Genomic DNA, 24208 nt, shown 5'->3' with positions numbered 1-24208 from the left:
TAAGGTATTTTTGATCGGTTGACCGATCTTTTGGTTGCTTCACAATACCCTTATCATCTTTTGATTATGAGGGTATTTTTATGCTTAGTCATTGGTTACTTGATACAGATATATTCGCCACTCCTGACTCTTTATCTACATTTCAGAAACATATCCCTCTTGAGTGGATTTCTAATGTGCTCGAGCAGACCGATAAAGCAAGTATTCGCAAACGTAAGTTACCTGCTGAGCTTGTCGTCTGGCTTATCATTGCAATGGGTCTTTTTCGCGACCGCTCTATTAGTGACGTTGTTGAGAAGTTAGATTTAACACTCACTGATACCCTGGGCGATACGGTTGCTCCAAGTGCTATTCCTCAAGCGAGACAGCGCCTGAGTAGCGACCCCCTCCAAGCCTTATTTCACCTATGTGCGGCCCATTGGACACAAGAAGAAGATGCTGATGATACGTGGTATGGACTCCGGTTATTTTCTGTCGATGGAACGCAATTTCGTGCACCCGATACACCTGCTCTTGCTGAGCACTTTCACTATATTAAGCACAGTAAAAACCGTCATACAGAATATCCTATTGTACGCCTATGCGCCTTAAGCTCCTTGCGTAGCCGGTTGATACACCACGTTGCCTTCGGGCCCAGTTATCAAGGTGAGGTGAACTACGCAAAGCAGTTATTTAGTCATGTAAGTGATAACAGTCTAACTATTTTTGACCGATGTTATCTCAGCGCTGAGTTACTGATTAATTGGCGTAAGCAACACCCACAGTCGCACTGGATGGTCCCGATTAAAAGCAACACGCAATACACCGTCATTGAATCTTACTCTGAGCATGACTTCAAAGTAGAGATGAGTGTATCTGCGCATGCCAGAAAACAAGACCCTTCGCTTCCTGAGTGCTGGCAGGCCAGACTGGTTCTTTATCCTGAGCCAATGGGGCCTGGAAAAATAAAAGGTCTGCTGTGCTCTTTGGATGATAAACAGGCCTTTGGTGCACAGGCCATTCTTGATGTCTATTTCGAGCGCTGGGAAATTGAAAATAGCTATGGAGAAATAAAACACCAGATGCTTGAGGATAGTATTCTTTTGCGTAGTCAGACTGTGGATGGAGTCAATCAAGAGCTATGGGGTATATTGCTAGCCTACAATTTAATTCGAGTAGAGATAAGTCGAATAGCCAAAGAGGCTAAAGTCTCCCCGCTGAGAATTAATTTTGTCATGGCTTTGCGGGATATACAGGATGAGATACTCTGGTGTGCCATCGCTTCGCCAGGTTCAATTCCAAAGAAATTAAGGGCAATGCGAGAACGAGTGAAACGTTATATTCTTCCAGAAAAAAGAAAACGGCCCAAAAGTAGGACCGTTCGAATTTCAAAAACTCGGTACACCATTAAGTCAAAGCATGCTTAACTGAATGGTGTTAGCTTATTGCAGGCTTTTTTGTTTTTAAATTAAGACCGAGCCGAGTAATACCAAGCTTAACGACGCTCTAGATATTAAATAAACTATTTAAATATAGACTTAAGTACCCGTATTTATATTTTTTAGGTTATTGTATAGCATGAGCTTTAAGCTTTTTAATAGCTATAAATTCTTACTTTTTAATACCAATTCGCTTAATTAAGTGATCTATTTTGAGGCTGGAAAAACGTGTTGATAGCTAGGCAAAAAATTTGCTATTTAGTTGTTCTAAATGAGAATTTTTTAACGCCGGTAGCGACACGTTTAGCCCCGTAAAATGATTAAGTATTATTGCGGATTGGTATAACTCATATAAGGCTGTAAATCCACACTATGTTTGCAATTGATAATATCATTCTCGTTAGTGCCATTTTAATTTTACTAGGAGTGATCTCGAGCAAGTTATCTGCACGCGTTGGCTTACCGGTGCTGGTGCTATTTTTACTTGTAGGCATGCTCGCAGGTGAAGACGGTATTGCAGGTATTTCATTCGACAACGCAGAGGCTGCACATGCTCTGGGTACTCTAGCGCTTGCCATTATTCTATTTGATGGCGGCTTACAAACGCCTACCAGTTCAATAAAACAAGTGTGGAAACCCGCGTCTGCTTTAGCAACCGTAGGGGTGTTATTTACCGCTGTAATTACAGGCCTTGTGGCCACTTATATTTTAGACCTGCCCATATTACAAGGTGTATTACTGGGCGCTATTGTTGGCTCTACAGATGCCGCAGCAGTATTTGCGCTTTTACGAAGTGCGGGCATTCACTTAAACAAAAAGCTTAAATCGACCCTTGAAATAGAAAGTGCCTCGAACGATCCAATGGCTATTTTTCTAACGGTTGGATTGCTCGAAATGCTCGTTAACGACATGCCAATAGGGCTGGATCTACTACAGCTATTTGCCCAACAAATGGGTGTTGGCGCTATTTGTGGTCTTTTAATTGGTAAGGTATCGGTTTGGTTTATTAATCGAATTAAACTAAATGCATCGGGTTTGTATTTAGTGATGGTAACCGCATTTGGACTGCTTTCTTTTGGCCTTTCAGCAACGCTCGGCGGTAGTGGATTTTTAGCTGTATTTATAACGGGTGTTATTTTAGGTAACAGTAAATTTGTATATAAACGCGGTATTTTTCTGTTTCATGACGGCTTAGCCTGGCTTGGGCAAATAACCATGTTTGTTGTATTAGGACTCCTTATTAACCCGTCGTCGTTGGTTGACGTATGGTTAGAAGGGTTGCTTATTGCACTGGCACTTATTTTTGTTGCTCGGCCATTAGCGGTAGCGCCTATTTTAAAACTGTTTGGTTTTAACAATCGCGAAACCTTGTTTGTATCTTGGGTTGGGCTTAGAGGCTCAGTGCCCATTATTTTAGCTATATTCCCATTACTATTTGGTCTTTCAGGGGCTGAGCTTATTTTTAATGTTGTTTTTTTCGTGGTGTTAATTTCAGCCACGTTACAGGGCTCAACAATGCCGTGGATGGCTAAAAAACTAAATTTAGTAGAGCCGCCACCTGATTTGGCTGCTGCAACGCTCGAAATCACAGCACTAAACGATATTGATATAGAAATTGTAGAATACACTTTAAGTGACGTTTCTCGGGTTTCTGGGCGTAGCTTGTCACATGCTGCACTTCCTGAGAGTGTGGTTGTTGCTATGATCACACGGGGCCCGTCAATCATACCGCCACGAGGCTCAACTAAGTTAAAACCAAACGATCATTTATTTGTTGTTTTAAAACCAGATAACAGACCTTTTGTTGATTTAGTTTTTACAGCAACCGATAAAACAAACCATCAAGATAGCCACTTAGCCCACAACGAACTTAAAGTGAAAGGGGTAACGTTGGTAGGTGATATATTTTACTCTTACCATATGCACATAGACGCCCCAGAGGGCATAAGCTTGGAAGAAGTGATTAATCAAAAGCTTTCAGGAGAAGTCAGTAAAGGGGCTATTGTTGTTATTGGTAATGTGCAAATACGCGTTATAACAATGGTACATACACGCATAGTCACCATTGGCTTAAAGTATTTAAACAATCCAGAAAAGCGACTTTTAAAGCAGTAATCATTAACAGTGATTTGTTTAGCTGTACTAGTGTGATTACCAAGGGATTGTGTCGGTCTAATTACCGAGCGACTTTGTCGTAAATAGCATATCAGCCAGTTGTTAAACTGGCTATGATTTATGCCTATTTTTACAACGCTTGCGACCTTGCAACTCTCAGTGCAGTGGTATTCAAATTGTTTCTTAACCACATGCTACGCACACCGCCTGCGCTAATATCAATACCGAGGGCTTCAGTCAGCTTGATGGCCACTTTCTGTTGACCAAGGTGGGGATGCTCAACGGAGAATTTTACGACTGCATCTTCGATGGCTTTATCTACACAGTTTTTATGTCTTATATCGGGAGTTTCTTGGCGTTTTAAGGCATCAGGACCGCCTTGCTTAACCAGTCTTAAGTGTCGGTGAATAGTGTCTCGTGAGACGCCACTTTGTCGTGAAGCTGCACTGATACTTCCAAGCTTTTCGATTAATGCCAACACCTCTAGTTTCTTTTGTACTGCTAAGTCTTCTGATTCAAGCTTACTTGGCTCATTTACTTCAGATACCTTGAGTTGCCGCCCTGCGAAGTGTGCGGTGAAGCCTTTCTTGCTGGTGTTTCGGATCTCAATTTTCTGATTAGCTATGGAATGTTTTAGCGGTGAATCAATCAAATAGAACTTGTTACCGTAGCTGAAGGTGTGGTCATTGCGGATCTTACGATGGTCTTTAATGACGCAGATATCATCAAGGTTGGTGTGTTTCGATAATGGTGTAAATTCAGGCGCTTGCTTTGATTTCACTTGAATTCTAGACTGCCAGAATTGTGGGATGAATACATGTTTCAGGTATGCATTAGCACTGGCTATATCTTTAATATTGTTAAGCCTTAGCTCAGGTACAAGGCGGTCTTGAAATGTATCAAAGGCACGTTCAACACGGCCTTTACCTTGAGGCGAATTGGCGAAGATAATCTCAATACCCAATTCTTCACATGCACGCTGCATTTGTGAGAAGTTGCAACGCTTAGGGCCGCCGAAGATACCCGCTCTATCCACGTACAGCGTTTTAAACACGCCCTTAGTTTCGATGCAATCTCGCATGACTTTCATACAACCAGCGGTGGTTTCAGATGGGAAGAACTCTGCATGTACTTCACTGGTGGCATCATCAATCATCGCAATCAAACAATGCTTCTTATCGCCAAACCAACGATGGGGACTACCATCCATCTGCATCATTAAGCCCGGCGCTGCCATACGCTCTCTGCGCTTTCGAACATTGCTACGTCTTCGTTTGGCTCGTTTAACGTGATGAATATCATGTGCCCAACCGCGAAGGGTTTCACGCTTAATAACAATGTTCTCATTCGTAGCTAATTGTTCAGCCAAGTGCAACAGATTCAAATCGTAATATTTTTCCTGAATCAATTTTTGAACCGCTTTTTTTATTGATACCGGCGTTTTGTTGGATGGGGCTTTGCCACTGTTACCATGCACAACAAACTGAATACCGACTTTCTGATATCTCTTCACATAGCGTTCTATTGAACGTCTAGACTTACTGAGTAACTTAGCAGCATTGGCAATTGTTATTCTGCCTTCAACCACTTTGGCAATTATATCAACGGTTAGTTGAGCTTTAGAATCCATCACAATCATCCTCAACATGCCTTCTAGTATTCAAAAACAAGAACACTAACAAACATGTAAAAAAGAGACCGACAGTTTCCCTTGGTAATTAGCAATTACGACAGAATTGCTTGGTAATTAAGATACGACAAAGTCGCTTGGTGTTAACATTGTTTAGCTGTACTAGCTCAGACTTGATCTGACAGTTACCCATTTTTCTAATGGTGACTGTTAGTTTAGATTTGAGCTAATACAATCTACATCAAAGATGAATACAACAAAATTACTAAAGAGCAATATCGTGATTTTATAGAGCTTTCCTCACTATTAGATTACATGGGCGATAGTTAACTATCTCTGTGCAGCGCGTAGCGCCTCTGTGTTCTCGGTGGTAATATTTATCTAAATTACCACCAACCTTAACTGAGCCAAACCAACCTAAGCCCCACATTGCCTAACCCCAGCACCCGCATGTTTAAGCGCAATAATTTGCCCTTTGCCGTTATGCGCCATGGCGAGCATATCACCGGTATTTATATTACTTTCAACCGCGTGTTTACCCTTTAAATCACTCAACAGTGAATGCTTAATTTGCACTAGCACCTCGTCATTACAGCTGGCTATGTACCAGTCGTTATCTACCTTCACTAGAGTGCCGTATTCTATGTGGCGTTGTTGGTGGCGACGTAAATCGTTAGCTAATTGATTATCAAGCGCGTGTTTTTGCTCGTTTATGGAGCTTGCGTAGGTGCCTGCTTGGTTTATTTCGTGTGTTTTTATAATTGAATAGTCGTGAATGTCTATGGTGTTAAATTCGCTGTTAAGTACAGTTTTAGGCGCGTGGTTAATGCCATCGTTATTATCAAACACAATAAAAGCAAATACACCCAGTGCGCAGGCAAGGCTGGTTAGCTGTAGCGTAAAGCCGAGCTTTTTAGGCTTTGTGTTAGTGGCCTTTTTAAGTAGCGCTTTTTGCTGAACACTTGTAAGTGTAGTGCGCGCTTTTCGCTCTTTGTAGTGTTGTGTGAGCTTTTGATCAAGCGGCTCATCAGGCTTGTTCATTGTTTGCTCCTAATAAACGTTTAAGGTTTTGCTTGGCATAGCGCAGCCTTGTTTTAATGGTCTCAAGGCTGCTTTGCGTTATAAGTTCTATGTCGGCGAGCGAAAAGCCTTCTTGTTGCAATGTTATGGCTTCACGCTGTACAAAGCTGAGTTGTTTTAGGGCGGCGTCGAACGCTTCGTAACTTATGTTTGAGCTTCCTATATGCGAGTCTTTGCTAGTTAAGTCACCACTATTTAAGTTGTTTTCGCTTTTATCATTTTGTGCTGCTAAATGCGTGTTTTCGTCAAGCTCTACAAAGTGCTGTTGCCTGCGGTATTCGTCAATGAGTGTGTTGCGGGCAAGTTTAAACAACCATGCTTTGGGTGTGGTTTGGGCTTGGTAAAGGTGGCGTTTTTCGATTACTTTTAGCCATGTTTGTTGGCTTACGTCGTATGCTAAATGCGTATTAGATTGCGTAACAAGGTAGTGGTATAAGTCGTTACTGTAGAGGGCAATAAGCTGCTCTAAGTAACGATTGTCGCCACTTTTTGCGTAACTTGCCAAGCAGTCCTTGCTTGGCGTTTCAAATAACCATGACTTAATACTTAGTAGCATAGGCTCATCGCTTTTATTGTTGTAATTTAAAATCGAGCTGTACAGTTTGACCTGTTTGTAATTGTGCCACACCTTCAATTACTTTGGGGCGATATTTCCAGCGTTTAATAGCTCTTATTGCTTCGCGGTCAAAGGTGCGTTTTGGCTCGGCGTTAATAACTAATGGGTCGATTACTTCACCGGTGGGCGAAATACTAAAGCTTAGTTGCACCCAACCTTCAATACCATCGCGCGCGGCTGTAGTTGGGTATTTAGGGTTTATGCGCACTATGGGTGTTGCATCCCCTGTAGGGCGATTAATGGTATTGTTAATGTCGCCACCAAAATCGTCAATTGTAACTGGCGTAAGGTCGCTAATTGCCAACACAGGATCGGCTGATGCATCAAGCGGTGGAGCTTTTTGCGGCACTTTAGGCATTGGCGGTGGCGGCTGTATTTTTTGTATATGCCTGACTTTTGAATCCTCAGGCGCCTGAAAAATCTCTACTATAATATCGCCCCCTGGTTTAATTGGTGCGCGTTGCTCGCCACTTATTAAATATTGCATAAACGCAAAAGCTGCAAAGGTCATTGCGGCGCCGCCAATAACGGCGGTCGATGTTTTAATAAATACTGGGTTGTTAGGTACTTCAAGTGTGTGCATAAGCCGCTCCAAATTTTATTGACCACTACAATTAGGGTGTTTTCAAAGCTATAACGGGTGGCAAATCAAAAAGGGGTGAAATAATTTTATAAAAAATGTGGGGTTTAGTTACAATAGCCATTCGCATTCTTTTACTTATTAACTTTTTAGGCTGTTATGCAACTCATTGAAATAAATAAAGCGCGTTACCGTAAACATTTAAACCGTGTTATTGCAGGATGCGGTATTGGTTTGGCTGTAGGCAGTTTGGCTATATCGCAAACGCTGATTGCTTTATTTCCTGATGAAAGTGGTAGCCACTTTCATTGGAACTTAATAGGCGTTGCTATTACAAGCGTTGGGCTTGCGTGGTTACTTAATAAATACCGTACACATAGCTTTATGACAGAAGTTGTTTATGTGTGGGAGCTTAAAAAAGCACTTAATAAAATAACCCGTAAAATGGCTAAGTTAAAAGCCGCTGGCCGTGAAGGTAATGCCGATGCGTTATTGGCGATTCATTATAGCTACGCGGGCTCTCGGTTATTGTGGCAGCTAGACGATAATCTAATCACCATGGACGATTTAGCCATTAAACAAGCTGAGCTTGAATCTGTTGCAGCGCAACATAACGTAACGCTTAATGTTGAAGATTACGATGAAAGCATTTTAAAACAGTTTTAAAACTTAGGTTTTTAAATTAGTTGGAGGAGCCTTAATGAAAAAAGTACTCATAGTGTGTTTAGGTAATATTTGCCGCTCGCCAACCGCAGAGGCGGTATTAAAAGCCCGCGCTAAAAAGCTAGGTATTAACGTTGATTCGGCGGGCACTATTGGCTATCACGAAGGTAAAACGCCTGATAGTCGCTCAATGGCAGCCGGGAAGAAGCGCGGTTACAGCTTTAAAGGTATTTATTCACGTAAAGTGCGTACAAGCGACTTTACTGAGTTCGATTTAATTTTAGCGGCCGATACGCAAAATTTAGCAGATTTAAAAGCCCAGTGCCCTGAGCATCTACAGTACAAATTAGCGCTGTTTTTAGAATATGGCGAGCAAGCCCAAAGCGCTATTCCCGATCCCTATTACGGCGGCGATGATGGCTTTGAAAATGTGCTCGATTTAATAGAAGCGGCTAGCGATAAAATACTCGCTAAAATTTAAGGCATAAGCTTTAACGAGTTTTTGGTGGCGATTAATTTTAAAGTGGAGCTGCACTTGAGTTATAACCATTTTGACGGGTGTCGCTTCGCTCGATGGCGTTGAGTTGGTAGCTTAAATTAACGTTATAAAGCGCGAGGTAAACTCCACTATAAAACCTGCGCGAGATAAACTCCCGCCTACAAGACGGTGTTATATTTGTAGGCGGGGCTTTATGCCGCGCTTTTATGTTTGAGTTTATGTTTTATTTGCGCGAGGTAAACTCCCGCCTACAAGGCGGTGTTGTATTTGTAGGCGGGGCTTTATGCCGCGCTTTTATGTTTGAGTTTATGTTTTATTTGCGCGAGGTAAACTCCCGCCTACATTAGACGTTAGAGGCTACAACAATTCTTTCACTTCTCTTGAAAATAACGCCTGTCGTCGCCATATAATTGCCATAAACAGTCTTGTACTACGGTGTATTTATCCTATTTTGTGATATTATCACTTTATTGTCGTGTCGTAGTTATTTAAATATTTGGATTTGTCGTGGCGCAAGTAAGAGCAAGAGTCCAGCTTAATGTTGGCAGAAATAGTGATATCCCTGCAGAAATAATCTCATTTACTGATTTAAAAGATGGTAAAGAACATATTGCTATGGTGTTTAACAACGCTGATACAGAGCAAGATGTACCGCTTATTCGTATGCATTCAGAGTGTTTAACAGGCGATGTATTTTACTCATCGCGTTGCGATTGCGGCGAGCAGCTAAATGAATGTATTGAAATGATGCACGAAAAAGGCGGTATTTTATTGTATTTACGCCAAGAAGGTCGTGGCATTGGTTTATACAACAAAATTGATGCTTACGTATTGCAATCGCAAGGTATGAACACCTACGAAGCTAATAATCATTTAGGCTTTGCTGATGATTTACGTGATTTTTCGGATGCGGTATTAATGCTCAATGCGCTTAATTTAAGCCACGTTAAATTAATGACCAATAATCCTAAAAAGCTTAACGCATTAAAAGACGCCGGTATTAATGTTGACTCGGTTGTGGGCACGCATGCGCACATTAAAGCGGGTGTTGCGGGTAATAAATCGTACCTAGAAACAAAAATTAAGCATGGCGCGCATATGTTAGATATTAAGAAAATTAAAAAACCTTAATCATTTAATTACGTTTCGTCTATTAATACCCCCTCACGCCAAGTTATACTTGGCGTGTTTCGTTTTAAATTAAGAGCAAGTATGTCTACACAATTACGAATTTTTAAAGCCGATGCAGGGCTAAAGTGGTTAAAAGCCGGATGGCTTATTTTTAAAACCCAGCCAGCAACCTTTATTTTTATGCATTTATTTATTGGCATTGTAGGGCTGCTGTCTTTATTTTTACCTTTACTGCAAGTGGTAGCAGCGCTAGCTACGCCATTTTTAACCGCAGGGTTTTATCAAGCGGTGCTTAGTAAGCAGCAGGGCGGAAAAATTATGCTGGCCGATATTCTCAAGCCATTTACGGCAAAAGGGAATCGCTTAGGGTTATTGCGTTTAGCACTTTACCAAATGGGTGCGGGCATTTTAATGGCATTACTTGCTAATGGCTTATTTGCCGATGCAGTGGCTGTTATGAGCCAACCAGGGCTTGATCCAAACGTAGCACTTGAACAAATGCTTGATAGTATTTCGGGCGCAAATGTAATTTTATTTTTTATGGCAATGCTAATTTATTTAACGGCATTTGCGTACGCTGTACCGCTTGTTTATTTTAGTAAAGAAACACGTATTTTAACGGCACTTAAAAAATCGTTAATGGTGTTTTATCATAACATTTTGCCACTTGGCGTTTTTGGCCTTATTTGCGCATTATTTATGGCGCTTTCGATGTTCTTATCGTTCTTACCACTGTTGATTTTAATGCCGATTTGCTACATTAGCTTTTTTGTATCTTATCAAGCCATTTTTATGCCTGTTGTACCACCAAGTGACGACATTAATGTTAAGCCACTTAGCAGTGAAACAAGCGGGCGTTTTGACGCTTAATGGATGATAAATTAAAGCAAAAACTAAAAAATTATGTACTTTGGTTACTTGGGCGCCAAGAATATTCGCGTCGTGAGTTAACGCTCAAATTACAGCAAAAAGAAGCGACAGAAGAGTTTATTGAAACGCTGCTTGATTGGTGCGAAAAGCACAATTTTATTAACGAGCAGCGATACTGTGAAGGCTTTGTAAGAAAACACATATTTAAATGCCACGGGCTTAAGCGAATACAAAGCGAAGCTATGGGCAAAGGGATTGACCGTTCGCTACTTGAAATGGTAGTTGAAGAGCTTGAAGTAGATTGGTTTGAGCTTGCGCAGGATGCGTACAATAAAAAATATTCGAATACACCGGCCGATCTCGATTACAAAGATAAAGCTAAGCGCGTGCGCTACTTAATGTATCGGGGTTTTAGCTACGATGAAATTAATTTTGCAATGCAAGCACAGTAAATACAGGTGAGACTTTCAAATGCAGCACATGACTACCGCACAAATTAGGCAACAGTTTTTAGACTTTTTTGCCAGCAAGCAACATCAAATAGTACCTTCTAGCTCGCTTATACCGGGTAACGATGCCACGTTGTTATTTAATAATGCCGGCATGGTGCAATTTAAAGATGTATTTTTAGGCGCAGAAAGCCGCCCTTGTACACGTGCGACAAGTTCGCAGCGCTGTGTACGTGCTGGCGGTAAGCATAACGATTTAGAAAACGTAGGCTACACTGCTCGCCACCATACATTTTTTGAAATGTTAGGTAACTTCAGCTTTGGTGATTACTTTAAGCAAGATGCAATTAAATTTGCGTGGGAGTTTTTAACTGAGGTTGTAAAACTACCAAAAGAAAAGCTGTTAGTAACTATTTACCATGATGACGAAGAAGCCTTTGGCTACTGGGCTAACGATATAGGCTTACCTGAAGATCGTATTATTCGTATTGCAACTAGCGATAACTTTTGGTCTATGGGTGATACCGGTCCTTGTGGTCCATGTTCTGAAATATTTTATGATCACGGCGAGCATATTTGGGGCGGTCCTCCGGGCACACCTGAAGAAGATGGTGACCGTTTCATTGAAATTTGGAACTTAGTATTTATGCAATACAACCGTCAAAGCGACGGGACTATGGAGCCACTTCCTAAGCAATCTGTTGATACAGGTATGGGCCTTGAGCGTATTTCAGCTATTTTACAAGGTGTGCATTCAAACTACGAAATCGACTTATTCCAAGGCTTAATTGCGGCCGCTGCAAGCGTTACTAATGCACAAGATATGGATGATAAATCACTTCGCGTGGTAGCCGATCATATTCGTTCGTGTGCATTTTTAATTTCAGATGGGGTTATGCCTTCAAATGAAGGCCGTGGTTATGTATTGCGTCGTATTATTCGTCGTGCAGTACGTCACGGTAATAAGTTAGGTGCTAAAGGCGCGTTTTTCTATAAATTGGTTGCTGCACTTATTGAGCAAATGGGTCAAGCGTACCCAGAACTTGCTAAGCAACAAGAAATTATTGAAAAAGTACTGCGTATTGAAGAAGAGCAGTTTGGTAAAACGCTTGAGCGTGGTTTAGCTATTTTAGAAGAAAGCTTGAGTGATTTAACCGGGGATGTGATCCCAGGTGACTTAGTATTTAAACTTTACGATACCTATGGTTTCCCTGCCGATTTAACAGCCGATGTAGCGCGTGAGCGCCAAATGACCATTGACCATCAAGGTTTTGAAGCATGTATGGCAGTGCAACGTAAAACAGCACAGCAAGCAGGCAAATTTGGTGCAGATTATAATGAGCAATTAAAATCAGATAAGCACACTGATTTTAAAGGCTATGATAGTAATCATTACCGTGGCACTGTGGTAGAAATTTTTGCCGGTGGCGAATCGGTATCGTTACTTGAAGATGGTCAACAAGGTATTATTGTTTTAAACCGTACTCCGTTTTACGCTGAATCAGGCGGCCAAATTGGTGATAGCGGAACAATTACTGTTGCCGGTGGTGAGTTTAATGTAACGAATACCACTAAATTGGGTAATGCTTTTGCTCATCATGGAACAGTTCAAGGACGTATTGGTGTTAACGATAAAGTGGATGCGACTATTGACGATGCACGCCGCGATAGCATTAAGAAAAACCACACCGCTACGCATATTTTGCATGAAGCACTGCGTCAGCTTTTAGGCGAGCACGTATCGCAAAAAGGCTCACTTGTGCAGCCAGATCGTCTGCGTTTTGACTTCTCACATTTTGAAGCGGTGACCAAACAAGAACTGCGCGAAATTGAACGCGTAGTGAATGACGAAATTCGTCGTAACTTTGCTCTTAACACTGAGCTAATGGCAATTGATGATGCTAAAGCCAAAGGTGCAATGGCACTGTTTGGCGAAAAGTACGATGACGAAGTACGCGTTGTGACTATTGGTGATTACTCAATCGAGCTTTGTGGTGGTACACACGTAGAGCGTACGGGTGACATTGGTTTATTCAAAATTGTATCTGAAAGCGGTATTGCTGCTGGTGTTCGTCGAATTGAAGCGGTAACAGGTGCAGAGGCAATTGCTTATGTAAGCGAGCAAGAGCAACAATTAGCTGATGTTGCAGCGCTTGTAAAAGGTGACAATGCGTCAGTGCTTGAAAAAGTAACTGCCTTACTTGAAAAGTCGAAAGGGCTTGAAAAACAAGTTGCCCAGCTTAACGATAAGTTAGCAAGTGCGGCGGGTGCATCTTTACTTGATTCGATTGTTGAAATTAACGGCGTTAAGCTACTTGTAGCAAATGTTGAAGGTACTGAATCTAAAGCACTGCGCGGTATGGTTGATGACCTTAAAAACAAAATTGGCTCAGGTGTTATTGCACTGGGTGTTGCCAGTGGCGACAAAGTAAGCCTAATTGCTGGTGTTACTAAAGACTTAACAGGCAAAGTAAAAGCCGGTGAGTTAGTTAACCACATGGCAGGCCAAGTAGGTGGTAAAGGTGGCGGTCGTCCAGATATGGCACAAGCTGGTGGTAGTGAGCCACAAAACCTTGCTGCTGCACTAGATAGCGTTACAGCTTGGTTAACTGAGCGTACTTAAGCCTAAGTGGCGCTTATTGTTCAAAAATTCGGTGGCACTTCGGTCGGCTCAATAGAGCGAATTGAAGCAGTCGCCGACCTTGTTGTAAAAACCAGACAACAAGGACATCAAGTGGTTGTGGTGCTCTCGGCTATGTCGGGAGAAACCAACCGCTTAATTAATCTCGCCAAACAAATTGATACTCGCCCGAGTAGCCGTGAACTAGATGTACTAATTAGCACCGGAGAGCAGGTTTCTGTATCACTACTTGCTATGGCTATTATAAAACGTGGCCACTCTGCTGTGAGCCTATTAGCCGATCAAGTCAATATTTTAACCGATAACATGTTTGGTAAAGCTCGTATTGCAGAGGTTGCTGCTACGCGTTTAAAGCATGAGCTTGAGCATAATCGTATTGCTATTATTGCTGGGTTTCAGGGGCGTGATGTTGAGGGCAACATTACAACGCTTGGGCGCGGCGGCACCGATACATCGGCTGTAGAAATAGCAGCGGCTATAAAAGCTGACGAATGCCAGATCTATACAGACGTTGACGGCGTATATACTACAGATCCTCGTGTTGAACCTAACGCGCGCAGAATGAGCCAAGTTACCTTTGCCGAAATGCTAGAGCTGGCAAGTTTAGGGGCGAAAGTTTTGCATATTCGCTCAGTAGAAGCCGCAGGAAAACATAATGTGCCACTTAGGGTGCTTTCGAGCTTTAATCCCGATGAAGGTACATTAATAAGTTTTGAGGAGAACGATATGCCAAGCAAGGTGGTATCGGGGATTGCGTTTAATCGTGACGAATGTTTAATTAAGGTACAAGGTGTGCCAACGGGCACGCAATATCTTTCAAAAATATTGAAACTTTTTGCCGAAAATGGCATCGAAATAGATATGATTAATCAAGTTAATCATAACTTTGAAAAAATAGACTATGCTTTTACTGTGCACTCGAATGATTATCTGCAAGCACTTGAATTATTGAGTGAAGATCAAGCTCAGCTCAGTGCTCAAAATATAAGCGGATTGCAAGCAGTAGCTAAAGTTTCTGCTGTTGGCATGGGTATGAAATCACATTCTGGTGTCGCTAGTTTATTTTTTGATGCATTAGCGCAGGAAAATATTAATGTGGTTTTAGTCTCGACTTCAGAGATTAAAATTTCAGTTTTAATAGATGAAAAGTATTTAGAGTTAGCTGTTCGTGCATTACACAAGGCATTTTTAACAGAAAATGGATAGATTGCGAGTTTTTACTTACTTTTCAGTCTAATTTTCATTAGTATGTTTAAGCGGAATCTTATAATTTTTATTGGAACATGGGAGCAAGAGAATGCTAATACTAACTCGTAGAGTAGGTGAAACCCTAATGATTGGTGACGAAGTAACAGTTACTGTTCTAGGTGTTAAAGGAAATCAAGTTCGAATCGGTGTTAATGCACCAAAAGACGTATCAGTGCATCGTGAAGAGATTTACATGCGCATACAAGCTGAAAAGTCGAACCCTAATCCGGGCAATGCTTAATCAACACGTATACGTAGTTGAGTAATTAACTCAACTAGACTAAAAGCCACTCACTGAGTGGCTTTTTTGTTTATAAAAGCGAGTGTTTCAGGACTAAGTATTTGTTTTGATATGTACTGCATGCCGCTTTTGTTTTTAATAATAATACCTTGCTGGGTGTCAATTACTTCGCTTATATTTTGCCATTCTAATTGATAGCTTTTGTAATGATTAGCAGATTTAATACCTTCTTCATCAAAGGTAAGTGTTACCTCAGAGCCTGATGCTCTGCTGAGCATTTGTCTGGTTACCCACCATGGTCTGCGATAGTAAAAAGCGACGCACTCGAGTACCGCTAACATGATCATAAACGATCCTAAGTAATGATCGTCTAAAACATAAATGCCAAATAAACCAAGCGCAACTAACAACACAAGTAAAAAGTATTTAGGTTTTGCACGCTTACTATAAGGGAGTGACTCATCAAAACACTCGTAAAAGTAGGGTTTATCTAATGTGTAGGTGGTTGTGAATGCCATTTTTCCTTGCTTTAAATATCGTTTTTTTTATTTTAACAAGCTAACTGCTAAATGAGCAGCTTTATAGTCAGTGATTTTATTACTGGCACAAAAAAACGGCTCGAAAGCCGTTTTTTTTAGCGGTACAAGAAGAATTAACAGTTAGTTTCTTCAGCGTTCACGCCTTCTTTAACATTTTCACATGCATCTTCAACAGAGTTTTGCACATCAGTTACTGCTTCGTCGATACGTTCGCCAGCATCTTCTGCATGGTTGTCTTCACAACCCATCATGAAAAAACCTGCAAATACTGCGATTAGTGCTGCTTTTAAAGTTGTAGAGTTCATAGTGTAATTCCTTGTAAGTATTAATTAAATTTTAGTGTTTGTTAGTTGAATGCTTTATCTACCTGGGTGATTTACCACGTAGTGCACCTGAAACTAATGAAATCACTAAAAGTACTAAAAAGATAAAAAATATAATTTTTGCTATACCAGCTGCGGCACCTGCGATGCCACCAAAACCTAACACTGCAGCGATTAAAGCAATAACTAAAAATGTAATTGTCCAGCGTAACATTGTTTTCTCCTTGGTTATCAAATTTGCTCATAATAACTAATGCCAGTTATATGCCAAAGTTTATTTGTTATAAATATCAATTGGTTATGGTTTTTTGCTGTTACTCTAGTTATTAGTTGCTTAGTAACTTTTACGCTTTGTTATGTAAGTTATTCACACTGTTGCAAATAACTGGTAAATATTCACTAAACAGACTTTATTTGGTAAGACCAATTAACAAGTGGTTATGGCTTTGCATTTTATATTAAAAATTGGTGTTTATTTTTACTTGGCTTGATAGTTAATTAACAACTTCCATATAACTATTAGCTATAGTCGTTATTTCTTGTATGTATTGTAGAGCGCGTGATTGCTGAGTTATAGCATGTAAATTAATTGAGTGTTATGTTGTTTATTGTTTAATTGGTTTTACCAATTTACAAGATGTAGACAAAGCGATTAGTTTTGTTATTATCCAGTGAATAAATATTTAATTAAATCGATTTTTTATTTTCGATATGGGTTTCAAGGGGAGAAAAATGGATATAGGTGCTCTACTCACAACGGCTGGTAACTTAATGCTTACTGGCATGGTTGGGGTGTTTGTATTTCTGTCGATATTAATTGGTGCAGTAACGCTTATGTCTAATTTGGTGACGCGCTTTAGCGAACCTGACGTGGCGCCACCAGTTAAATCACCATCTTTTAAATCTCAAGGTGTGCCTAATGAGCACATCGCTGCTATTAGTGCTGCCATTGCTCAGTACAAATCAAATAATAAATAAGGGGCACACACATGGCTAAATTAAAATTAACAGAATTGGTATTACGCGATGCTCACCAATCATTATTAGCAACGCGTATGCGCCTAGACGATATGCTACCGATTGCTAGCAAATTAGACGATGCGGGTTATTGGTCTATTGAATCGTGGGGCGGTGCTACATTTGACTCGTGTATTCGTTATCTAGGCGAAGATCCTTGGGAGCGTATTCGTGCACTTAAAAAAGCGATGCCTAATACTAAACAGCAAATGCTATTACGCGGTCAAAACTTATTAGGTTACCGCCATTACGCTGATGACGTAGTTGAAAAATTTGTAGAACGTGCACATAAAAATGGCGTTGACGTATTTCGTATATTTGATGCAATGAACGATGTTCGCAATCTAGAAACAGCTATTAAAGCGGCTGTAAAAGTAGGCGCTCACGCTCAAGGTACTATTTCGTACACAGTTAGCCCAGTTCATACACTTGATATGTGGCTAACTCTTGCAAAGCAGCTTGAAGATATGGGTTGTCACTCAATTTGTATTAAAGATATGGCGGGTTTATTAAAGCCGTACGATGCTGAAAAACTAATTAAAGCACTTAAAGAAACTGTATCTATTCCAATTGCTATGCAGTGCCACGCTACAACAGGTTTAAGTACTGCTACTTACCAAAAAGCAATTGATGCTGGTATTGATATGCTCGATACCGCTATTTCATCAATGAGTATGACTTATGGACATTCTGCAACTGAAACTATTGTATCGATAGTTGAAGGGACTGAGCGTGATACTGGGCTTGATTTAAACCACCTAGAAGAAATTGCTGCTTACTTTAGAGATGTACGTAAAAAATATGCGGCATTTGAAGGTAGCTTAAAAGGGGTTGATGGGCGTATTTTATTAGCTCAAGTACCTGGTGGCATGCTTACAAACATGGAAAACCAACTTAAAGAGCAAGGCGCAGCCGATAAGCTTAATGAGGTTTTACTTGAGATCCCACGTGTACGTGAAGATCTTGGCTTTTTACCTTTAGTAACACCAACGTCGCAAATTGTTGGCACTCAAGCGGTACTTAATGTGCTAACGGGTGAGCGTTATAAAACCATTACTAAAGAAACTGCTGGCGTATTAAAAGGTGAATATGGCTTAACACCAGCACCAATGAATAAAGAGCTACAAGAGCGCGTGCTTGATGGAGCGGAAGTTATTACTTGTCGCCCTGCTGATAACATTGCACCTGAGCTTGCAACGCTTGAAGCTGAGTTATTAAAAGAAGCACAAGAGCAAGGTTTAACACTTGCTGATGATCAAATTGATGACGTATTAACTTATGCATTATTCCCACAAGTTGGTTTGAAGTTTATTAAAAACCGCAACAACCCAGATGCATTTGAGCCAGTACCTTCTGTTGAAGATAAAAGCAGTAAAGCGCCTTCTAAATCAGCTTCAAATAGTAACAAAGTGAAGGCTGAGCAGTACAGCGTAAAAGTAGATGGTAAAGTTTATGACGTGGTAGTAGCGCAAGGTGGTGAACTTAAAGAAGTAACATTAAAAGACTCTGAGCACATTCCTCAGTCTGCTTCGGTTGCATCAGGTGAAACACTTAACGCGCCTCTAGCCGGTAATATTTTTAAGATTAAGGTAAAAGCTGGGCAAGTTGTTAACGAAGGCGATGTAGTGATTATTATGGAAGCCATGAAAATGGAAACTGAAATACGCGCTACGCATACCGGAACAATTGCTGAAGTGTTAGTTAGTGAAGGCGATGCTGTAACTACCGGCGACGCTATGATTGCATTAGCTTAGGAGTAAATAGAGGATGGAAGGTATTTTAAACCTCTGGAATGCGACAGGCATTGCTAACTTTACAATCCCATCGTTAATAATGATTGCGGTAGGGTGTTTATTACTGTTTTTAGCGATAGCTAAAGGCTTTGAACCACTATTATTACTACCTATTGGTTTTGGTGCAATTTTAACAAATGTACCAGTGGCAGGTTTGTCAGACCCAGGTGGGCTTTTGTACTACGTTTATTATGTGGGTATTGATACGGGGATTTTTCCGCTGTTGATATTTATGGGAGTAGGGGCGCTGACCGACTTTAGCGCACTTATTGCAAACCCACGTATGTTGTTATTAGGTGCGGCTGCACAGTTTGGTATTTTTGCTACATTGTTTGGCGCTATATTACTTAACTATGTGCCAGGTTTTGAATTTACTCTACAGGACGCATCGGCTATTGCCATTATAGGTGGTGCCGATGGGCCAACAGCAATATTTTTAGCATCAAAACTGGCACCTGATTTACTAGGCGCAATAGCAGTAGCTGCATATTCATACATGGCACTTGTGCCAATTATTCAGCCGCCAATTATGCGTGCGCTAACCACACCAGAAGAGCGCCAAATTAAGATGCCTGAATTACGTAAGGTATCTAAAAAGGAAAAGATCATTTTTCCTCTTATGGTACTTAGTTTAACGGCAATGTTTTTACCGGCTGCTATACCGCTTGTAGGTATGTTTTGTTTAGGTAATTTAATGCGAGAGTCGGGTGTTGTTGATAGATTAAGTAACAGTGCTCAAAACGAAATCATCAATGTTACAACTATATTTTTAGGCTTAGCTGTTGGTTCAAAGCTTGCTGCAGATAAGTTTTTAACTGTTGAGACGATTGGTATTTTAGTGCTTGGCGCACTGGCTTTTGCAATTGGTACGGCATCTGGCGTATTTATGGCAAAAGGACTTAACCGAATATCTAAAACGCCTATAAATCCATTAATTGGGGCGGCAGGTGTATCGGCTGTGCCAATGGCGGCACGAGTAGTTAATAAAGTTGGCCTTGAAAGTAACCCACATAACTTTTTACTTATGCATGCAATGGGACCCAACGTAGCGGGTGTACTTGGTAGTGCAGTTGCTGCGGGTATTTTATTAGCACTTGTTGGCTAAAAATGTAATTTAAAATAGATTAACCATTAAGCGCAGTTTACTGCGCTTTTTTTTTGTTCTTAATTTGTTCACCGCTAAATGGTTTCTTGTTCAGCACTTTTTGTTTACAGTAACAGCTCTTCAACATTTTAAGGATAGTTATCATGCTTCACACGCCTTTAGCAAAGCACTTGCCTCACGTTAGTAAACTTGTATTTGGATGTATGGGTCTGGGAGGCGGTTGGAATAAAGACGCAATCACTGATGCACATGTTAAGCAAGCTCATGAATGTATAGATAACGCCATTGAAGGTGGTATTAATTTTTTTGACCATGCTGATATTTATACTTTTGGTAAAGCAGAGCAGGTTTTTGGTAAAGCATTAAGTGAGCGGCCAGAGCTTAGAGAGCACATGTATATTCAATCTAAGTGTGGGATTCGATTTGAAGATGACTTAGGGCCAAAGCGTTATGATTTTTCCCAAAAGTGGATTGAGCAGTCAGTTGAAGCATCATTAAAACGATTAAACACAGATTATTTAGACGTACTTATGCTGCATCGCCCTGATCCACTCATGGAAGTTAACGAAATTGCTCGCATATTTAGTTGCTTAAAAGAAAGCGGTAAAGTGCGCAATTTTGCAGTGTCTAATATGCAGCAGCACCAAATGAACTTTTTACAACATGCGCTTGATATGCCAATTGTTGCTAATCAAATTGAGGCTAGTTTGCAAAAACATCAGTTTGTTGATGAAGGTGTATATGCCGGTAACAGTGACGGTAAAGATCTTAATTTTACGCCAGGTAGTATTGAGTACTGTCGTCATTTTGAAATCCAAATTCAAAGCTGGGGTAGTTTATGCCAAGGCTTGTACAGCGGTAGTGATTTATCAAACGCATCTCAGGCAGATATCAACACCAGTCTTTTAGTTAATAAGCTGGCTGCACTTTATGAAACCTCTGCTGAGGCAATTGTACTTGCATGGTTGCTTCGCCACCCCGCATCTATTCAGCCAATTATTGGAACAACTAGTGCTAAACGGATTAAAGCCTCTTGTGATGCTGTAAACGTAGAGTTAACTCGGGAGCATTGGTATGCACTTTATGTAAGCGCTAAAGGCCACGAATTACCATAAGTAGGGCATTAATATGGACATATTCGTTATTTTAATTGGTTTGTTTGTTGCGCTGGCGATACTTATACCCTTGCTTGAAAAGTATCAAAGTAAAATAGGGCTCAACAGCGCAACCAAATACAGTAAATATATTTGGCCATTAGTGATGATGTCTTTAGTTATTCAGCTCATTTATGTACTAATGTACTAATGGTTTATAGCGTATACAAAAAAGCCTTTGCAGGTTAAACCTGCAAAGGCTTTTTTAATGTTTATTGATAAACTTTATTTAAGTGCTAACTGTAGCTCGCGATTGCGCTCAAGCTGGGCAATAAAGTTATCAGCAATAGGTTTAAACTTGGCAAGTTCTGAGCGAGGTAATGGCTCTGACTTAGGAAGTTTTACAGTTTTAGGATTACGGTGAACGCCATTTACTAAAAATTCATAGTGTAAATGTGCACCAGTAACACGACCTGTAGAACCTACAGTACCAATTTGTTGGCCCTGTTTAACTTTTTGGCCCGTTTTAACTAGCTTCTTATTTAGGTGTAAGTACTTAGTTACATATTGCGTGCCATGGCTAATAAATACGTAGTTACCGTTGTACTTGCTGTAACCGGCTTTAATTACTTTACCGTTACCAGATGCAACAACAGGTGTGCCAGTGCGTGCAGCAAAGTCGATACCACGGTGGGCTCTAACTTGCCCAGTAACAGGGTGTAAGCGGCGAGGATTAAAGCTCGAACTAATATATTTAAAGCTTACAGGCGCACGTAAAAATGCTTTTTTCATGCTACGCCCTTCAGGCGTATAAAAATTGCCGTCGGTATGGCGAATAGCTGCAAAGCGCTGACCTTGGTTTACAAATTCAGCTGCAATAATTTTACCAGTACCAATAAACTCGCCATCAACATAGTGAGACTCGTAAATTAAGCCAAATACATCGCCTTTACGAATGTCGTTTGCAAAATCAACATCCCAACCAAATATGTCAGCAAAGTTCATTATTTGGCGTTCGCTTAAACCTGCTGCAATTGCTGAAGTCCAAAAATTGTTAGATATTTCGCCGCCAGCGGTTTTGGTTAGCGTTTCAATTTCTTTGCTATCAATAGATGTATCGTAGTTACCTTCTTCGTTTAAGGTAACAAATAAAGTATCGGTTTTTGAAATCACATAGCGCAGTTGAGCTAAGGAGCCATCTTCAGCTGTCGCAAAACTAAGTATTTCACCTGGGTGAATTTTGGTCAGTTTGCGAGTCTCCGCATTAGTGTTAATTAGTTTATGAAGCGTTTGAGCCGAAAAACCAGCACGCTTAAAGATAATTGCTAAATTGTCGCCATTTTTAACTTTATGATCGACAAAGTCGTATTCTGGTAACTTTTCTGCTGCTTGCTCTGAATTTAGCTCAGTTAATTTTTCGTTGTTATCAACTTTAACTTGTAACTCATAGCGCTTACCAATTTCTAGTGCATTTGCACTATTGTCTTTGGATGCAGTGGCTTTTTCAGAAGGAAGAAAGGCTAAGCCAACAATAGCAGAAACCAAACCTAGAATAAGCAATTTGTGTTTTTTGGGGAGCGTGTGAACCACGTGAACCATAACGTGCCTTTTTCTGCTGTCAAGATAATAAATACATAATATTGCAGGATATACTTAATAATGTACGAATACTAGTGTTTTGTAGATTTAAACTGACCTTAAACTACGCTAAAATCGGGCTTAGAAAGCCTTTTTTAACGCTCTACCTAGCTAAGACTCAATTGATTTAGTTTAGTTGCATGAATCACTTAAAAAGTTGTTTTAATTAGGTAGAAATTTGTTATGTTAGCTACATCTATTTATTCGGTTTAAACCTTTATTAAACCGTGACTACGCAAGTAACTAGTCGCCCCTTCGTCGGCAGAATTTTGGAGTAATACACAGTGGATTTACAAACCGCTCTAGCAGAGATAAAACGCGGTGCAGAAGAAATATTAATTGAAGACGAACTAGTTGAAAAACTAAAGTCGGGCAAGAAGCTAAAAATAAAAGCAGGCTTTGATCCTACAGCGCCTGATTTACACTTAGGACACACTGTACTAATTAATAAAATGAAAACCTTTCAGGATTTAGGTCATGAGGTTATTTTCTTAATTGGTGACTTTACTGGCATGATTGGTGACCCAACGGGGAAAAACGTAACGCGTAAACCACTTACTCGTGAAGATGTACTAGCCAATGCCGAAACATATAAAGAACAAGTATTCAAAATTCTAGATCCTGCTAAAACCACTGTTGCATTTAACTCCACTTGGATGGAAAAGTTAGGCGCTGCAGGCATGATTAAACTTGCTGCAAACCAAACCGTAGCACGTATGCTTGAACGTGATGACTTTAAAAAGCGTTATGGAAGCGGCCAACCAATTGCAATTCATGAGTTTTTATATCCACTGGTACAAGGTTGGGATTCGGTTGCACTAGAGTCAGATGTTGAACTAGGTGGTACTGATCAGCGCTTTAACTTGTTAATGGGCCGTGAGCTACAAAAAGTAGAAGGTCAAAAGCCGCAAACAGTATTAATGATGCCATTACTTGAGGGTACTGACGGCGTTCAAAAAATGTCTAAGTCGCTTGGTAACTACATTGGTATTACTGATGCACCTAACGATATGTTTGGTAAAATAATGTCAATTAGTGATGTGCTAATGTGGCGTTACTACGACTTATTAAGTGCGCTTTCTATTGAAGAAATTGCAGCTCAAAAAGAACGTGTTGAGCAAGGTACGAATCCGCGCGATATTAAAATTGAACTAGCTAAAGAGCTAATTGCTCGTTTTCATAGTGAAGCTGATGCACAAGGTGCACATGATGATTTTATTCAGCGTTTTCAGAAAAAAGCGTTACCAGATGAAATCCCAGAGCTAACAATCACTATTGCAGAAGATACTATTTTAATTGCTAACTTGCTTAAAGAAGCAAATTTAGTAGTAAGTACATCAGAAGCAATGCGTATGATTAAGCAAGGTGCAGTTAAACTTAACGGTGAAGATAAAATCACTGATACCAAACTTGAAATAGCAAAAGGCACAACGGCTATTTACCAAGTAGGTAAACGTAAGTTTGCAAACATTACTGTAGCTTAAGCACAGTTTAAAAACTAAAAAACCAGCCGCGGCT

At 40.4% G+C, this 24208-nt stretch carries 24 protein-coding genes; 16 read left to right on the top strand and 8 right to left on the bottom strand.

Annotated features, from left to right (window positions below; translation table 11 throughout):
- Positions 1-80: 80 nt before the first annotated feature.
- Entirely contained in the window at positions 81-1406 is a 1326-nt protein-coding gene (locus RB214_RS14080) for an IS4 family transposase (RefSeq protein ID WP_309167618.1), read from the top strand.
- Between the two features lie 384 nt (positions 1407-1790).
- On the top strand, positions 1791-3533 hold the full coding sequence (locus RB214_RS14075) for a potassium/proton antiporter (RefSeq protein WP_309167617.1): 1743 nt from the start codon (positions 1791-1793) through the stop codon (positions 3531-3533).
- Between the two features lie 130 nt (positions 3534-3663).
- Here the strand turns inward: RB214_RS14075 and RB214_RS14070 are convergent, their stop codons facing one another.
- The 4 genes from RB214_RS14070 to RB214_RS14055 all read right to left on the bottom strand — a co-directional run bounded on the left by RB214_RS14070 (position 3664) and on the right by RB214_RS14055 (position 7442).
- Entirely contained in the window at positions 3664-5172 is a 1509-nt protein-coding gene (locus RB214_RS14070) for an ISNCY family transposase (RefSeq protein ID WP_273604792.1), read from the bottom strand.
- A 408-nt stretch (positions 5173-5580) separates the two neighbouring features.
- On the bottom strand, positions 5581-6204 hold the full coding sequence (locus RB214_RS14065; RefSeq protein ID WP_309167616.1) for a hypothetical protein: 624 nt from the start codon (positions 6202-6204) through the stop codon (positions 5581-5583).
- Positions 6191-6799, bottom strand: a complete 609-nt coding sequence (locus RB214_RS14060; protein WP_309167615.1) for a sigma-70 family RNA polymerase sigma factor — start codon at positions 6797-6799, stop codon at positions 6191-6193. Before RB214_RS14060 ends, RB214_RS14065 begins: the two co-directional genes overlap by 14 nt.
- Positions 6800-6812: 13 nt before the next feature.
- Positions 6813-7442: an energy transducer TonB gene (locus RB214_RS14055; RefSeq protein WP_309167614.1), complete on the bottom strand. Its 630-nt coding sequence runs from the start codon at positions 7440-7442 to the stop codon at positions 6813-6815.
- 156 nt (positions 7443-7598) lie between these two features.
- Here RB214_RS14055 and RB214_RS14050 point away from each other — a divergent pair, with 156 nt between their 5' ends.
- The 8 genes from RB214_RS14050 (at position 7599) to csrA (ending at position 15181) form a co-directional block, all read left to right on the top strand.
- Positions 7599-8105, top strand: coding sequence for a DUF3087 domain-containing protein (locus RB214_RS14050; RefSeq protein ID WP_024606258.1), 507 nt, complete (start codon positions 7599-7601; stop codon positions 8103-8105).
- Between the two features lie 34 nt (positions 8106-8139).
- Complete coding sequence (locus RB214_RS14045; protein ID WP_309167613.1) at positions 8140-8583, top strand: low molecular weight protein-tyrosine-phosphatase; 444 nt, start codon at positions 8140-8142, stop codon at positions 8581-8583.
- 525 nt (positions 8584-9108) lie between these two features.
- A complete protein-coding gene (gene ribA / locus RB214_RS14040; RefSeq protein ID WP_165735833.1) occupies positions 9109-9732 on the top strand; it encodes a GTP cyclohydrolase II in 624 nt (207 codons plus the stop codon).
- An 81-nt stretch (positions 9733-9813) separates the two neighbouring features.
- Positions 9814-10602 carry a BPSS1780 family membrane protein gene (locus tag RB214_RS14035; RefSeq protein WP_024600767.1) on the top strand — a complete coding sequence of 263 codons (789 nt, stop codon included), beginning with the start codon at positions 9814-9816 and terminating at the stop codon, positions 10600-10602.
- A complete protein-coding gene (locus tag RB214_RS14030) occupies positions 10602-11054 on the top strand; it encodes a regulatory protein RecX (protein ID WP_182195286.1) in 453 nt (150 codons plus the stop codon). The genes RB214_RS14035 and RB214_RS14030 overlap by 1 nt, the downstream gene beginning before the upstream one ends.
- A gap of 19 nt (positions 11055-11073) precedes the next feature.
- Entirely contained in the window at positions 11074-13674 is a 2601-nt protein-coding gene (gene alaS, locus RB214_RS14025) for an alanine--tRNA ligase (RefSeq protein WP_309167609.1), read from the top strand.
- 6 nt (positions 13675-13680) lie between these two features.
- Positions 13681-14898, top strand: a complete 1218-nt coding sequence (locus tag RB214_RS14020) for an aspartate kinase (RefSeq protein WP_024597680.1) — start codon at positions 13681-13683, stop codon at positions 14896-14898.
- Positions 14899-14989: 91 nt separating this feature from the next.
- The gene (gene csrA / locus RB214_RS14015) at positions 14990-15181 is read left to right on the top strand and encodes a carbon storage regulator CsrA (RefSeq protein ID WP_004587515.1); all 192 of its coding nucleotides are present in this window, start codon (positions 14990-14992) and stop codon (positions 15179-15181) included.
- A 50-nt stretch (positions 15182-15231) separates the two neighbouring features.
- Here csrA and RB214_RS14010 read toward each other — a convergent pair whose 3' ends face one another.
- The 3 genes from RB214_RS14010 to RB214_RS14000 form a co-directional block, all read right to left on the bottom strand.
- On the bottom strand, positions 15232-15699 hold the full coding sequence (locus RB214_RS14010) for a YcxB family protein (RefSeq protein WP_165744115.1): 468 nt from the start codon (positions 15697-15699) through the stop codon (positions 15232-15234).
- 134 nt (positions 15700-15833) lie between these two features.
- Positions 15834-16025: a hypothetical protein gene (locus tag RB214_RS14005; RefSeq protein ID WP_002961938.1), complete on the bottom strand. Its 192-nt coding sequence runs from the start codon at positions 16023-16025 to the stop codon at positions 15834-15836.
- 58 nt (positions 16026-16083) lie between these two features.
- A complete protein-coding gene (locus RB214_RS14000) occupies positions 16084-16257 on the bottom strand; it encodes a DUF1328 domain-containing protein (protein ID WP_002961939.1) in 174 nt (57 codons plus the stop codon).
- Positions 16258-16775: 518 nt separating this feature from the next.
- On the opposite strand from RB214_RS14000, the gene RB214_RS13995 reads away from it, so the two are divergent.
- The 5 genes from RB214_RS13995 (at position 16776) to RB214_RS13975 (ending at position 21263) form a co-directional block, all read left to right on the top strand.
- Entirely contained in the window at positions 16776-17021 is a 246-nt protein-coding gene (locus tag RB214_RS13995) for an OadG family transporter subunit (RefSeq protein WP_309167602.1), read from the top strand.
- 11 nt (positions 17022-17032) lie between these two features.
- A complete protein-coding gene (gene oadA / locus RB214_RS13990; protein ID WP_024604019.1) occupies positions 17033-18814 on the top strand; it encodes a sodium-extruding oxaloacetate decarboxylase subunit alpha in 1782 nt (593 codons plus the stop codon).
- Between the two features lie 13 nt (positions 18815-18827).
- On the top strand, positions 18828-19958 hold the full coding sequence (locus RB214_RS13985; RefSeq protein WP_008134608.1) for a sodium ion-translocating decarboxylase subunit beta: 1131 nt from the start codon (positions 18828-18830) through the stop codon (positions 19956-19958).
- A gap of 143 nt (positions 19959-20101) precedes the next feature.
- Complete coding sequence (locus RB214_RS13980) at positions 20102-21073, top strand: aldo/keto reductase (RefSeq protein WP_309167599.1); 972 nt, start codon at positions 20102-20104, stop codon at positions 21071-21073.
- Positions 21074-21086: 13 nt separating this feature from the next.
- A complete protein-coding gene (locus RB214_RS13975; RefSeq protein ID WP_309167598.1) occupies positions 21087-21263 on the top strand; it encodes a hypothetical protein in 177 nt (58 codons plus the stop codon).
- Between the two features lie 74 nt (positions 21264-21337).
- Here RB214_RS13975 and RB214_RS13970 read toward each other — a convergent pair whose 3' ends face one another.
- The gene (locus RB214_RS13970) at positions 21338-22651 is read right to left on the bottom strand and encodes a peptidoglycan DD-metalloendopeptidase family protein (protein ID WP_309167596.1); all 1314 of its coding nucleotides are present in this window, start codon (positions 22649-22651) and stop codon (positions 21338-21340) included.
- A 323-nt stretch (positions 22652-22974) separates the two neighbouring features.
- On the opposite strand from RB214_RS13970, the gene tyrS reads away from it, so the two are divergent.
- A complete protein-coding gene (gene tyrS / locus RB214_RS13965; protein WP_007585427.1) occupies positions 22975-24174 on the top strand; it encodes a tyrosine--tRNA ligase in 1200 nt (399 codons plus the stop codon).
- The last annotated feature ends 34 nt before the right edge of the window (positions 24175-24208 follow it).

This window comes from Pseudoalteromonas sp. HL-AS1 (assembly GCF_031198785.1).
In the GTDB taxonomy this organism is placed as follows: domain Bacteria; phylum Pseudomonadota; class Gammaproteobacteria; order Enterobacterales; family Alteromonadaceae; genus Pseudoalteromonas; species Pseudoalteromonas distincta.
The sequence above is the reverse complement of the archived record's forward strand: the minus strand, read 5'-3'. Positions and strand labels throughout refer to the sequence as shown.